13 protein-coding genes and 1 tRNA gene are annotated in these 13,914 nt (G+C 66.6%); 9 read left to right on the forward strand and 5 right to left on the reverse strand.

Annotated features, from left to right (window positions below; translation table 11 throughout):
- Positions 1-656, forward strand: a 656-nt coding sequence (locus ABW137_RS21765) for a bifunctional 4-hydroxy-2-oxoglutarate aldolase/2-dehydro-3-deoxy-phosphogluconate aldolase (protein WP_526403521.1), incomplete at its 5' end; no start/stop codon positions are given.
- Positions 653-1,246, forward strand: a complete 594-nt coding sequence (locus tag ABW137_RS21770; protein ID WP_526403522.1) for a P-loop nucleotide/nucleoside kinase family protein — start codon at positions 653-655, stop codon at positions 1,244-1,246. The genes ABW137_RS21765 and ABW137_RS21770, both read left to right, overlap by 4 nt.
- Here the strand turns inward: ABW137_RS21770 and ABW137_RS21775 are convergent.
- From ABW137_RS21775 to ABW137_RS21795, 5 genes are all read right to left on the reverse strand, one after another.
- A complete protein-coding gene (locus tag ABW137_RS21775; protein ID WP_526403523.1) occupies positions 1,243-2,076 on the reverse strand; it encodes a shikimate dehydrogenase family protein in 834 nt (277 codons plus the stop codon). The two genes, ABW137_RS21770 and ABW137_RS21775, sit on opposite strands and share 4 nt — an antisense overlap.
- Before the next feature lie 368 nt (positions 2,077-2,444).
- Positions 2,445-2,519: transfer RNA gene (locus ABW137_RS21780), tRNA-Val, on the reverse strand.
- Positions 2,520-2,565: 46 nt separating this feature from the next.
- The gene (locus ABW137_RS21785; RefSeq protein ID WP_526403524.1) at positions 2,566-3,030 is read right to left on the reverse strand and encodes a peroxiredoxin; all 465 of its coding nucleotides are present in this window, start codon (positions 3,028-3,030) and stop codon (positions 2,566-2,568) included.
- A 5-nt stretch (positions 3,031-3,035) separates the two neighbouring features.
- On the reverse strand, positions 3,036-3,458 hold the full coding sequence (locus ABW137_RS21790; protein ID WP_526403525.1) for a DUF3052 family protein: 423 nt from the start codon (positions 3,456-3,458) through the stop codon (positions 3,036-3,038).
- Positions 3,459-3,542: 84 nt separating this feature from the next.
- Positions 3,543-4,115 carry an Rv2240c family protein gene (locus tag ABW137_RS21795; RefSeq protein WP_526403526.1) on the reverse strand — a complete coding sequence of 191 codons (573 nt, stop codon included), beginning with the start codon at positions 4,113-4,115 and terminating at the stop codon, positions 3,543-3,545.
- 186 nt (positions 4,116-4,301) lie between these two features.
- On the opposite strand from ABW137_RS21795, the gene aceE reads away from it, so the two are divergent.
- The 7 genes from aceE to ABW137_RS21830 all read left to right on the forward strand — a co-directional run bounded on the left by aceE (position 4,302) and on the right by ABW137_RS21830 (position 13,914).
- Positions 4,302-7,100, forward strand: coding sequence for a pyruvate dehydrogenase (acetyl-transferring), homodimeric type (aceE, locus tag ABW137_RS21800; protein ID WP_526403527.1), 2,799 nt, complete (start codon positions 4,302-4,304; stop codon positions 7,098-7,100).
- A 55-nt stretch (positions 7,101-7,155) separates the two neighbouring features.
- Positions 7,156-8,493, forward strand: a complete 1,338-nt coding sequence (locus ABW137_RS21805; protein WP_526403528.1) for a PucR family transcriptional regulator — start codon at positions 7,156-7,158, stop codon at positions 8,491-8,493.
- A 116-nt stretch (positions 8,494-8,609) separates the two neighbouring features.
- Positions 8,610-9,527: an ACP S-malonyltransferase gene (locus ABW137_RS21810; RefSeq protein WP_526403570.1), complete on the forward strand. Its 918-nt coding sequence runs from the start codon at positions 8,610-8,612 to the stop codon at positions 9,525-9,527.
- A gap of 77 nt (positions 9,528-9,604) precedes the next feature.
- Entirely contained in the window at positions 9,605-9,898 is a 294-nt protein-coding gene (gene acpM, locus ABW137_RS21815) for a meromycolate extension acyl carrier protein AcpM (protein WP_526403529.1), read from the forward strand.
- Positions 9,895-11,145, forward strand: coding sequence for a 3-oxoacyl-ACP synthase KasA (gene kasA / locus ABW137_RS21820; protein WP_526403530.1), 1,251 nt, complete (start codon positions 9,895-9,897; stop codon positions 11,143-11,145). Before acpM ends, kasA begins: the two co-directional genes overlap by 4 nt.
- 49 nt (positions 11,146-11,194) lie before the next feature.
- Positions 11,195-12,475, forward strand: coding sequence for a 3-oxoacyl-ACP synthase KasB (gene kasB, locus ABW137_RS21825; RefSeq protein WP_526403531.1), 1,281 nt, complete (start codon positions 11,195-11,197; stop codon positions 12,473-12,475).
- 17 nt (positions 12,476-12,492) lie between these two features.
- Positions 12,493-13,914 (forward strand): acyl-CoA carboxylase subunit beta, encoded by a 1,422-nt coding sequence (locus tag ABW137_RS21830; protein ID WP_526403532.1) that lies wholly within the window; start codon positions 12,493-12,495, stop codon positions 13,912-13,914.

The raw sequence follows: 13,914 nt of genomic DNA on the forward strand, positions 1-13,914 counted from the left end.
GGGAAAACATGCCTTCCAAGCTCGAGACACTGCGGACCATCGATGAATCCGGCGCAGTCCTCATCGTCCGGCTACCCGACACCGATACCGCCGAGCGTGTCGCGCATGCGGCGGTCGAAGGCGGCTTTCGCGCTCTGGAGATCACGCTGTCCGTTCCTGGGGCGGTCGATCTCATCCGCCGACTGGCGCGGCAATACGACTCAGAGGGGGTCGCGGTGGGCGCGGGAACCGTACTGGACGGACACGCAGCCTATGAGTGCATCCGGGCCGGCGCCAGGTTCCTGGTCAGTCCGCAGCTCAACCGCGAGATGATCCGTGTCGCCAACCGGTACCAGGTGCCGACGATCAGCGGGGCGTTCACCCCGACGGAACTCCTGGAATCCGCCGAGGCGGGGGCAGACATACTCAAGCTGTTCCCGACCGAGGGGGCGGGTATTCCCTACGCCAAGGCGGTGCTCGCACCTTTCGCGCACCTGCCGATCATGCCTGCTGGTGGAGTCACCGTGGAGAACGTCGCGGAGTGGTTCGCAGCGGGCGTGGTGGGTGTCGGCGTCGGTAGCGCGGTCACCAAGGCATGGCAACCCGAGGGTGACTACGGCCGGGTGACCACGGCCGCCCGCGACTTCCTCGCCGCCGTACGGGACGCGCGCCGGTGAGCCCATCGACGCTGATCGCCGTCATAGGCACCGCCGGCTCCGGCAAGTCGACGGTAGCTCAGCGCCTCGCCGTCCAGCATGGGGCCGCCTACCTCGACAAGGACGCGATGAGCGCCCGCTTCGTCGAAGCTGCGTTGGTAGCGGCCGGCTACGATGCTGGCGACCGGGAGTCAAACCCCTTCTACCGCAAAGAGATACTGCCCCTCGAATACGACTCTCTGCTCGATGTCGCTGGCGACAACCTCCGCATCGGCCGATCGGTGGTCCTCGACGCGCCGTTCAGTCCGTACCTCGGTGACCCTGGCTTCATCCGCGCGTCCGCGCGCCGGTTCGACTGGCCGCCCGTCGATGTCGAAGTGGTCCGCGTTCGGGTATCGCCTGCAACGTTGCAGCACCGCCTGCGCGAGCGTGGCCTGGAACGGGATCGCTGGAAGCTGGCCCACTGGGACGAGTATTGGTCCGAGCACGGCGCGCGCCCGTGCTCGTGGACCGACGTGCGTCTTACCGAATTTTGGAACGACGCCGACGGGTCTGAGCCAGCGCCGAGAGCGACACCGCATCCGTACGCCAAAGACTCTGCGTCGGACTAATACTCGATCTCGGCGACCTCACGCACTTCCTCCGGGGTGGCCGTACCGAAGCCGAGAAATTCCAGGTTCGCCGGCACCTGCTCGAACAGCATGTCCACCCCCACCTGAGTCTCGCAGCCCCGCTCCCGAGCGGCCCGCAGAAACGGCGTCACGGCCGACTTCATCACGACCTCGCCGACGAAGGTAGTCGATGAGAGGAGGCTCGTGTCGATCGGCAGCGGATCGCCCTCGTTCATGCCAAGCGGGGTGGCATTCACGACGAGGTCGTAACCAGTCGGATCGGCTGACCCCGTGCGCACGGTCAGATCAGGATAATGCCCAGACAGCCGACCGCCCAGAGACTCGGCCGCACCACCCACCGCATCGACCAGGCCCATCCGCGTCACGCCCGCAGCCGCCAGTGACGCCGCTATCGCCGACCCGACTCCGCCGGCACCGATGATCAAGGCACTCGTCTCTGCAAGTTCACGACCCTTGCGGCGAACACCTCTGACGAAGCCCTCACCGTCGAACATCTCCGCGACGAGACTCCCGTCGTCGCGCTTGCGCATGACGTTGGCCGCGCCCGCGATTCGAGCCGTCGGGCTCACCTCGTCAGCGAGCTCGATCGCCATCATCTTGTGCGGCATCGTCACCAGCGCACCACGAATATTGTTGAGCTTGAACAATTCTGGGAGGAAGCTCGCGAAGTCGACGGCCCGCACACCCATCGGCACCACGACGGCGTCGATGCCGGCCTTCTCGAAGAAGGGGTTGTAGATCAACGGCGACTTGAACGTCTCCGTCGGAAACCCAAGGTGCGCAATCAACGAAGTCTTACCCGAGATCATGATGACTGCCAGTGAACTACGCGCTCGCGCGTGCCTCAACCCAATTGCTCAAGCGACGACGGCGTTCTGCGATGCGCTCGCGATTCTGCTCTGCGTCACGCTCGGCGGCAGCGGCTTCATCCCAGGCACGGCGCATGTCAGCGCCATGGAACTCCACGGTCTTTGCCATCACTCACCCCTTCCGGACGATGCCAGCATAGCTTCGCTCGCCGAGCAAACGCGTTAGGTTCTAGTTTCCCCGCCATCGAGTGGCCCTCGTGATGCGAGCGGGGTCAAATCCCATACACCGCCACCCACACCCTCGGCACAACGGGGGCTTTGAAAGCTCCGGAGAATCTCGACCTCAAGCCCCTGAACAGGGGCCTTGATGGTGGGCGCGGAGGGGATCGAACCCACGACCGCTGGTGTGTAAAACCAGAGCTCTACCACTGAGCTACACGCCCGTGCTGGGGCAGGTTACCTGGCGAGCACCCGAGACGGGAAATCCCGTCAACCGCGGTGGACCGCGGCGAGCGCCTCGGTCCACCGCTCGCTATCGCGCACCTGGCCGGGCGCCAGACACTCGGCGAACCTGATGACGCCCCCGCGGTCGACCACGAAGGTGCCGCGGTCGGCGAAGCCCGTGTCGGCGTTGAACACTCCGTAGGCGCGGGCCACCTCACCGTGCGGCCAGAAGTCGGACAGCACGGGGAACGTGAAGCCGCTTTGCGCGCTCCAGACCTTGTGCGTCGCAGGCGGTCCCACCGAGATGGTCAGCGTGTGCACGCCGGGGTTCACGTAGTCGGTCAGGTGATCCCTGACCTCGCCGAGCTCGCCTTCGCAGATCGCGGTGAAGGCAAGGGGAAAGAACACCACGAGCACGTCCTTGACCCCACGGAACGCACTCAGCGTGACGAGCCGACCATTCTGGTCCTTGAGCGTGAAGTCGGGCGCCGTGGCGCCAACGGCGAGCACGCTCGTCAGCGCCGTCCCGTCGGCCCCGACTTGGGTTGGACGAGCCTGCTCGCGATCCAGTCGCCGAGGTTCGCCGACGAGGTCTGCATCAGGCCCGCCGTCGGCGCCGACTCGGCGATGTCAGCCGGCCGGACGTGGCCCGGCTTTCCGGTCTTGGGTGTCACCACCCACACGACGCCGTCCTCGGCCAACGGGGTGATGGCGTCCATCAAGCGGTCGACCAGGTCGCCATCGTCGTCGCGCCACCACAGCAGGACGACGTCGATGACCTCATCTGCGTCCTCGTCGAGGAGCTCGCCACCGCTTGCGTCCTCGATGTCGAACCGGATGTCGTCGTCGGTGTCCTCGTCCCAGCCCAGCTCCTGGACGAGGTGATTCTTCTCGATGCCCAGTTTGCGGGCGTAGTTCGGCGAGTCCGCCGCAACCACCGTTCCCTCCTTCGGCCTGCCTATCTGCTTTGTCCTATCGTCGCATGCCGACGTGCGAGAACCCATGCCTGGCGCGCGCAATGGTCACTTTGCGGCGTCGCAGGCGTCCAAAGCGGCGTCCTTGGTGGCGTTCAAACGGTCGATCGCGACGTTCAGCTCATCGGAGCTCGCGTCGGTCGCCAGGACGTCCGCCAGCTGCTGTGCCGCGTCGACCCAGGCGTTGAGCGCGTCCGTCAACCCCGCGGACAGCGGATCGGAAAGACTGGCCTTAACCAGCACCGCACTGCGGTTCAGGGCGTCTTGAGCAGGGCCGACCGCACCGGCCTGGTCGGCGGAGTTCGCGTTGTAGGCGTCGACGTAGACGTTCACCGCCTGGATGGCGTCACCGCTGGTGGTGGCGAGCGCGTCGCAGGACGACTTGACGGCTTCTGCGGTAACCGTCTGTTGGCGCTCGGACTCCCTTGCGGCCGCACTGGCCCTGGACGACGACACCGACCGCTGGACGGACGTGCGGTACGCCGATGCGTCGCTGTCGTTGGACGTGGCCGAGCCGTCGGTGACGTTGCTGCAACCCACGATGATCATGGCAAGTGCAGCCAAGATGCCGGTTATCCGACCTGCCAGGCGTAGCCGCCCCGCGCCCCGCCACGTCCTCACAGCCTCAGACCGTACCGGCAGGTCCGGTGCGTCGCGCGTCCAATTTCGGCCGTTCGTGCAGTAGACCAACCCCGGTCGAAGTTGTGCGGCACGATAGGGGGACGATGAACCGGATGCTGGAACATAGACCGGCATCACGATTGACGGGGCCAAAAGCACCCGATTCCGCCTACCGAGGAGCGGCAGTTGACCACCGAGTTCGCGCGCCAGGACCTGGCCCAAAACTCAGGTAACACAGGCGAACCCGATCGGGTCCGGGTGATCCGCGACGGCGTCGCCTCCTACTTACCCGACATCGATCCCGACGAGACCACCGAGTGGCTGGAGTCCTTCGACGAGTTGTTGGAGCGTCAAGGTCCGGCCCGCGCCCGTTACCTGATGCTGCGGCTGCTGGAACGCTCCAGCGAACAGCGCGTGGCGATTCCAGCGCTGACGTCGACGGACTACGTGAACACCATTCCGACCGAACTGGAGCCGTGGTTCCCGGGCGACGAGGACGTCGAGCGGCGCTACCGCGCCTGGATCCGCTGGAACGCCGCCATCATGGTGCACCGCGCCCAGCGACCGGGAGTTGGTGTGGGCGGCCACATTTCGACGTACGCTTCATCGGCGGCACTGTATGAGGTCGGCTTCAACCACTTCTTCCGCGGCAAGGCGCACCCCGGCGGCGGCGACCAGATCTACATCCAGGGCCACGCCTCCCCCGGCATCTACGCGCGCGCCTTCCTCGAGGGCCGGCTAACTGCCGACAAGCTCGATGGGTTCCGCCAGGAGCACTCCCACCCGGGCGGCGGCCTTCCGTCCTACCCGCACCCGCGGCTGATGCCCGACTTCTGGGAGTTCCCGACGGTGTCGATGGGGCTCGGCCCCATGAACGCCATCTACCAGGCCCGGTTCAACCACTACCTGCATGACCGGGGCATCAAGGACACCTCAGATCAGCACGTCTGGGCGTTCCTCGGCGACGGCGAGATGGACGAACCCGAATCGCGCGGCCTCATCCAGGTCGCCGCCAACGAGGCGCTGGACAACCTGACGTTCGTCGTCAACTGCAACCTGCAGCGTCTCGACGGCCCGGTACGCGGCAACGGCAAGATCATCCAGGAGTTGGAGTCGTTCTTCCGCGGTGCCGGCTGGAACGTCATCAAGGTGGTCTGGGGCCGCGAGTGGGATGCGCTGCTGCACGCCGACCGCGACGGCGCCCTCGTCAACTTGATGAACACGACGCCCGACGGTGACTACCAGACCTACAAGGCCAACGACGGTGGCTACGTGCGTGACCACTTCTTCGGTCGCGATCCCCGCACCAAGGCTCTCGTCGATCCGATGACCGACCAGGAGATCTGGAACCTCAAGCGCGGCGGCCACGACTACCGCAAGGTGTACGCGGCGTACCGGGCGGCCATGGAGCACAAGGGCCAGCCGACGATCATCCTGGCCAAGACCATCAAGGGCTACACGCTCGGCCAGCACTTCGAGGGCCGCAACGCCACCCACCAGATGAAGAAGCTCGCGCTGGACGATCTCAAGGGCTTCCGCGACGCGACCCGCGTCCCGGTATCGGACGAGGAACTCGAGAAGGACCCGTACCTGCCGCCGTACTACCACCCGGGACCGGATGCTCCCGAGATCCGCTACATGCTCGACCGGCGCAGGACGCTCGGTGGCTTCCTGCCCGAGCGCCGCAACAAGGCCAAGGTCTTGAAGCTGCCAGGCCGCGACACCTACAAGTCGCTCAAGAAGGGGTCGGGGAAGCAGCCGGTCGCCACCACCATGGCGATCGTCCGGACGTTCAAGGAACTGTTGCGGGACAACGGAAAAGACGGGATCGGCAACCGAATAGTCCCGATCATCCCCGATGAGGCGCGCACGTTCGGCATGGACTCTTGGTTCCCGAGCCTGAAGATCTACAACCGCAACGGCCAGCTGTACACCGCCGTGGACGCCGAGTTGATGCTGGCGTACAAGGAGAGCGAGATCGGTCAGATCCTGCACGAGGGCATCAACGAGGCCGGGTCGACGGCGTCGTTCACCGCGGTGGGCACGTCGTACTCGACGCACAACGAGCCGATGATTCCGATCTACATCTTCTATTCGATGTTCGGGTTCCAACGCACCGGTGATGGCCTGTGGGCGGCGACGGATCAGATGGCCCGCGGCTTCGTTCTCGGCGCGACCGCCGGTCGCACCACGCTGACCGGCGAGGGTCTGCAGCACGCCGACGGTCACTCACTGCTGCTGGCCTCGACCAACCCCGCAGTGGTCGCCTACGACCCGGCGTTCGCCTACGAGATCGCCTACATCGTGGAGAGCGGGCTCGCCCGGATGTACGGGGAGGACCCCGAAAACGTCTTCTTCTACATCACCATCTACAACGAGCCCTACCCCCAGCCGCCGGAACCGGAGAACTTCGATCCCGAGGGACTGCTCAAGGGCATGTACCGGTACCGGGCGGCGAAGGACAAGCGGAACAACGTCGCGCAGATCCTCACCTCCGGGGTGGCGATGCCGGAGGCCCTCCGGGCGGCCGACATGCTGGCCGCCGATTGGGACGTCGCCGCGGACGTCTGGTCGGTGACCAGCTGGGGCGAGCTCAATCGCGATGGTCTGGCCGTTGAGAAGGAACTGCTGCGCCATCCCGACAAGCAGGCGGGTGTCCCCTACGTGACCAAGGCGTTGGAATCCACCGCGGGACCCGTGGTGGCCGTGTCGGACTGGATGCGGGCGGTGCCGGAGCAGATCCGCGCGTGGGTGCCCAACACCTACGTCACGCTCGGTGCCGATGGCTTCGGTTTCTCCGATACCCGTCCTGCCGCGAGGCGATACTTCAACACCGATGCCGAGTCCGTCGTGGTGGCGGTACTGGAGGCCCTGGCCCGCGACGGTGAGATCGATCCGTCGGTGGCGATTGCGGCGGCCAAGCAGTATCAGATCGACGACGTCCTGGCGGCGGGCGTGTCCTTCGCCGACACGGGAAGCGCCTAGCCGCGATTCCGGCCGCTTGGAGGAATCCACCAGAAAGTAGGCGTAGCTTTTAGGGGTGGCCGACAAACAGCCCGGGGCTAGCGCATCGACGGGGAAGCATCCGGATGCGGCGCCCTCGTCGCTCGAACTGCTCGGCGTGCCGGAGTCACTGCTCCGGCGCGTCAAGCAGTACTCGGGCCGGCTCGCGACCGAAGCCGTCCACGTGATGGGCGACAGGCTGCCGTTCTTCGCCGAGTTGGAGGCCTCCCAGCGCGCGAGCGTCCAGCTCGTCGTCCAGACCGCGTTGGTGAACTTCGCCGAGTGGATGCGCGATCCGCGTGGCGACGTGGGGTACACGGCCGAGGCCTTCGCCCTCGTCCCGCAGGAACTGACCCGTCGGATCGCGCTGCGGCAGACCGTCGACATGGTCCGCGTCACGATGGAGCACTTCGAGGAGGTCGTGCCGCAGCTGGCCCGCAACGAGGATCAGAAGACCGCGCTCACCGTCGGCATCCTGCGGTACAGCCGCAATCTCGCATTCGCGGCGGCCTCGGGATACGCCGACGCCGCAGAGGCGCGCGGCGCCTGGGACACCAGGATGGAGGCCAACGTCGTCGACGCGGTGGTTCGCGGCGACATCGGGCCAGAGTTGCAGTCGCAGGCGGCGGCGTTGAATTGGGACGCCACCGCGCCCGCGACGGTGATCGTGGGGTTGCCGCGCCCCGATCGCATCGACTTCGCCAGTGAGGACGTCCACGAGATTGCGACCCGCAGCGGGCGGGCCGCCCTGTCCGACGTCCACGGCACGTGGCTGGTGGCAATCGTGTCGGGCCCCCTGTCCCCCACGGATCGCACCCTCGGGGAACTGCTGGTGGTGTTCGCCGACGGACCTGTCGTCATTGGGCCGACCGCGCCAACGCTCAGTGCCGCCCACCACAGCGCCACCGAGGCGATCGCGGGGATGAATGCCGTCGCGGGCTGGACCGGCGCCCCGCGGCCCGTGGCGGCCCGCGAGTTGCTTCCCGAGCGCGCGTTGCTGGGAGATGCGACGGCAATCGCAGCCCTGGACACCGAGGTGATGCGGCCGCTGGCCGACGCGGGCCCTGCGCTCACCGAGACCCTTGACGCGTATCTGGATTCCGGAGGCGCCATCGAGGCCTGTGCGCGAGCCTTGTTCGTTCATCCAAACACCGTTCGGTACCGCCTGAAACGCATCGGGGACTTCACGGGTCGTGACCCCACGACGCCGCGCGACGCGTACGTGCTGCGCGTCGCAGCAACGGTTGGTCGCTTGCATCGACAGGCCACGCTCGCCAACACGGCAAATGCGGGAGTGACCCACATTGCACCCCAGAGCGTGGTCTGGCCGGGCATCTCGCCGGGATCAGTAGGTCGCGGCGAGATCTCGATGTAGTCCCATCACATGCCGTTTTAGAGGTTCCCCACAAAAACATAAGACCAGGTTCATAATCTCTTACACCACGCAAAACCGTCTTCACAGTGTTCTCTTAATTCGTGCCTCAAACACCCGTGCTTGCGCTGCTTGCTCCCGGACAGGGATCGCAGACTCCCGGCATGCTCTCGCCGTGGCTGGAACTGCCCGGCGCCGACGAGAGAATCGCCGCCTGGTCCGAGTCCATCGGGCTGGATCTCGCCACGCTGGGCACCACGGCGACCGCTGACGAGATCACCGACACGTCGGTGACCCAGCCGCTGGTCGTGGCTGCGACGCTGCTGGCCTTCGAGGAACTCACCAGGCGCGGCCTGCTCGCCGGACGCCCCGCCGAGACGACGATCGTCGCGGGCCACTCCGTCGGCGAGATCGCCGCCTACGCCATCGCGGGTTTGCTGTCCGCTGACGACGCGGTGTCCCTGGCCGCAACGCGAGGCTCCGAGATGGCCACGGCCTGCGCTGCCGAGCCCACTGGGATGGCCGCCGTGCTGGGCGGTGACGAGGCCGAGGTCCTGGCCCGCCTCGAAGCTCTCGATCTGGTGCCCGCCAACCGCAATGCGGCAGGGCAGATCGTCGCCGCAGGCGCCCTGTCCGCCCTCGACAAGCTGGTCGAAGATCCGCCCGCGAAGGCACGGGTCCGCAAGCTCGCGACCGCGGGCGCCTTCCACACGCACTTCATGGGATCGGCGCTGGACGGCTATTCCGCGGCAGCCGAGGCCGTCGCGGCCGGCGAACCGACCGCCACGCTGCTGTCCAACGCCGACGGCCAGCCCGTCGCCTCCGCCCCCGACGCGATGACCAAGCTCGTCGCACAGCTGACCCGACCGGTGCGCTGGGATCTGTGCACTGAGACCATGCGCGCGCGCGGCGTCACCGCCATCGTCGAGTTCCCGCCGGCAGGCACGCTGGTTGGCATCGCGAAACGAGAACTTCGGGGTGTACCGACGTACGCCGTCAAGACCCCCGCAGACCTGGACGGGCTCGCCGAGCTCTAGCCAGAGAAGTCCATGCCGACCCTCCATCAGGGAGCGTCGGTGCCCGAAGAAACACACCGAAAATAGAAGGAGCCAACGTGGCTGCCACGCAGGAAGAAATCATCGCCGGTCTCGCCGAGATCATCGAAGAGGTCACGGGCATCGAGCCGTCCGAGGTCACCCCGGAGAAGTCGTTCGTCGACGACCTGGACATCGACTCGCTGTCGATGGTGGAAATCGCGGTGCAGACCGAGGACAAGTACGGCGTGAAGATCCCCGACGAGGACCTCGCCGGGTTGCGCACCGTCGGCGACGTCGTCGCCTACATCCAGAAGCTTGAGGAAGAGAACCCCGAGGCTGCCGCTGCACTGCGCGATAAGTTCGCACAGTGACCCGCCCTTCCACTGCTAACGGCGGTTTCCCCAACGTCGTCGTGACCGCCGTCACGGCGACCACGTCGATCGCATCGGACATCGAGAGCACGTGGAAGGGACTGCTGGCAGGAGAAAGCGGTATCCGCGTCCTCGAAGACGACTTCGTCGCCAAGTGGGACCTTCAGGTCAAGATCGGCGGGCACCTCAAGGAGCCCCTCGATCCCCTGATGTCCCGGCTCGAGATGCGACGCATGTCCTATGTCCAGCGGATGTCGAAGTACCTCAGCAAGCAGCTGTGGGACTCGGCTGGTAACCCGGAGGTCGATCCCGATCGTTTCTCGGTCGTGGTCGGCACTGGGCTGGGTGGCGGCGAGAAGATCGTCGAGAGCTACGACGCGATGAACGAGGGTGGCCCCCGCAAGGTGTCACCGCTGGCCGTTCAGATGATCATGCCGAACGGCGCCGCCGCGGTCGTCGGGCTGGAGCTCGGTGCCCGCGCCGGCGTCATCACCCCGGTGTCGGCTTGTTCCTCGGGTTCCGAGGCCATCGCTCACGCGTGGCGCCAGCTCGTCATGGGCGATGCCGACATCGCCGTCTGCGGTGGTGTCGAAGGTGGCATCGAGGCGCTGCCCATCGCGGCGTTCTCGATGATGCGGGCGATGTCCACCCGCAACGACGATCCCGAGGGTGCGTCGCGGCCTTTCGACAAGAACCGCGACGGATTCGTCTTCGGCGAGGCCGGAGCGCTCATGATCATCGAGACCGAGGAGCACGCCAAGGCACGCGGCGCCAAGCCGTTGGCCAGGCTGCTGGGCGCAGGCATCTCCTCAGACGCCTTCCACATGGTGGCACCCGCCGCCGACGGCAAGCGGGCGGGCTTCGCGATGAAGCGGGCCATGGAGACCGCGGGCCTGGACCCCAAGGACATCCAGCACGTCAACGCGCACGCCACGTCCACGTCCATCGGTGACGTCGCCGAGGCCAATGCCATCCGGGTTGCCGGTGTGGAACACGCCGCGGTGTACGCCCCGAAGTCCGCGCTGGGCCACTCCATCGGTGCCGTCGGCGCCCTGGAGTCGATCCTGACGGTGTTGTCGCTGCGCGATGGCGTGATCCCGCCGACGCTCAACTACGAGACACCCGACCCCGAGATCGATCTCGATGTCGTCGCGGGTGAGCCTCGATACGGCGACTACCAGTACGCCATCAACAACTCGTTCGGTTTCGGTGGACACAATGTCGCCCTAGCCTTCGGGCGCTACTGAACAACCGATCCGTACAACTGATCCGCGCTGAGAGGAAGGTCTGTCCCGCTTGACTCGCTCGTCTCGCCCGACTCGCTCGACTCTCTCGTCGGCGGGGAACGGTCTCCCCAACGTCGTCGTCACCGGCTACGCCATGACGACGGCCTTGGCGACCGATGCGGACGGGACGTGGAAGCGGCTACTCGACGGTGAGAGCGGCATCCGCACGTTGGATGACTACTTCGTCGACCTGTACGACCTCCCGGTCCGCATCGGTGGCCATCTCCTGGAGGACTTCGAGAGCGAACTGACTCCGGACGAACGGGGTCGACTTTCCTACCTCCAGAAGATGTCCACCGTCATCGGACGGCGGGCGTGGGAGCATGCGGGCTCGCCCGACGTGGACACCAGGCGTCTGATGGTGTCGATCGGTACCGGCATCGGCAGCATCGAGGAACTGCTGTACGCCTTCGACGGCGTTCGGGAGAAGGGCGTCGGTGCCGTTCATCCGCTCGTCGTGCAGAAGTACGTGCCCACCGCCGCTGCCGCGGCGGTGGCGCTCGAACGCGGCGCCAAGGCAGGTGTGGTGACACCGGTCTCGGCGTGCGCGTCCGGCAGCGAGGCCATCGCCCACGCCTGGCGCAGCATCGTTCTCGGTGAGGCCGACGTCGCCATCTGTGGCGGCGTCGAGACCAGGATCGAGGCGGTGCCGATCGCGGGGTTCGCACAGATGCGAATCGTGTTGTCCACCAGCAACGACGACCCGGCAGGCGCCTGCAAACCGTTCGACAAGGATCGCAACGGCTTCGTGTTCGGCGAAGGTGCCGGGCTCATGGTCATCGAGACCGAGGAGCACGCGAAGGCGCGCGGCGCCAATGTCATCGCCAGGCTGATGGGCGCCGGAGTCACCTCGGACGGCTTCCACATCGTCGCGCCCGACGCGACCGGCACCCACGCGGGTCGCGCGATGACCAGGGCGATCCAGCTCGCGGGACTGACGCCGGGTGACATCGATCACGTCAACGCACACGCGACGGGTACCTCGGTCGGTGACGTGGCCGAGGGCAAGGCCATCAACAATGCGTTGGGCGACAACCGACCTGCGGTGTATGCACCCAAGTCGGCGCTGGGTCACTCCGTCGGCGCGGTGGGCGCAGTGGAGTCGATCTTGACGGTCATGGCGCTGCGCGACGGCGTCGTCCCACCCACACTCAATCTGCGGAACCTCGACCCGGAGATCGATCTCGACGTGGTCGCAGGGCAACCGCGGTATGGCAACTTCGAGTACGCAATCAACAATTCATTCGGTTTCGGCGGGCACAACGTAGCGATCGCCTTCGGGAAGTATTGAGAACACAGGAGACATAGATGACGACGATGGTGCCTGAAGCGGTCGACGAGTCCACCGACCCCCGCGATCCCCTGTTGCGCCTGCGCGCCTTCTTCGACGACGACACGGTCGAACTGTTGCACGAGCGGGACAAGTCCGGCGTACTGGCCGCTGTTGGCGCTGTCAATGGTGTTCGCACCGTGGCGTTCTGCACGGACGGCACCGTCATGGGCGGTGCGATGGGCGTCGAAGGTTGCGCTCACATCGTCAACGCCTATGACACCGCGATCGAGGACCAGAGCCCGATCGTCGGCATCTGGCACTCCGGCGGCGCCCGGCTGGCCGAGGGCGTCAAGGCCCTGCACGCCGTCGGGCTGGTATTCGAGGCGATGATCCGCGCGTCCGGTTACATCCCGCAGATCTCCGTCGTGGTCGGATTCGCCGCTGGCGGTGCGGCTTACGGGCCCGCCCTCACCGACGTCGTCATCATGGCGCCCGAAGGCCGCGTCTTCGTCACCGGCCCCGACGTGGTCCGAAGCGTCACCGGTGAGGACGTCGACATGGCGTCGCTCGGTGGCCCCGACACGCACCACAAGAAGTCCGGCGTGTGCCACATCGTCGCCGACGACGAGACCGACGCCTACGAGCGTGGCCGCCGACTGGTCGGATTGTTCTGCCAGCAGGGTCATTTCGACCGCACCAAGGCCGAGGCCGGCGATACCGACCTGCGCGCCCTTCTGCCGGATTCGGCCCGCCGCGCCTACGACGTGCACCCGCTGATCTCGGCACTGCTGGACGACGAGTCGCCCTTCGACGAGTTCCAGGCCAAGTGGGCACCCTCCATGGTGGTCGGCCTTGGCCGGTTGGCCGGTCGCGCCGTCGGCGTGCTCGCCAACAACCCGCTGCGGCTCGGGGGTTGCCTCAATTCGGAAAGCGCCGAGAAGGCAGCACGATTCGTCCGCCTGTGCGATGCCTTCGGCATCCCCATCGTGGTGATCGTCGACGTGCCCGGCTACTTGCCGGGTGTCGATCAGGAGTGGGGCGGCGTGGTTCGCCGCGGCGCCAAGCTGCTGCACGCCTTTGGCGAGTCGTCGGTTCCCCGCGTCACGCTGGTGACCCGAAAGATCTACGGCGGCGCCTACATTGCAATGAACTCGCGGTCGTTGAACGCCACCAAGGTGTTCGCATGGCCGGACGCCGAGGTCGCCGTGATGGGCGCCAAGGCCGCGGTCGGCATCCTGCACAAGCGCAAGCTGGCCGCCGCCGCCCCCGAGGACCGGGAGGCCCTGCACGAGGAACTGGCCGCCGAGCACGAGCGGATCGCGGGCGGCGTGGACAGCGCCATCGAGATCGGCGTGGTCGACGCGAAGATCGATCCCGCCCACACTCGCAGCGTCCTGACGCAGGCGCTGGCTGAGGCACCCGCCCGCCGCGGTCGCCACAAGAACATCCCGCTGTAG

It is taken from the genome of Mycobacterium sp., assembly GCF_040509115.1.
In the GTDB taxonomy this organism is placed as follows: Bacteria; Actinomycetota; Actinomycetes; order Mycobacteriales; family Mycobacteriaceae; genus Mycobacterium.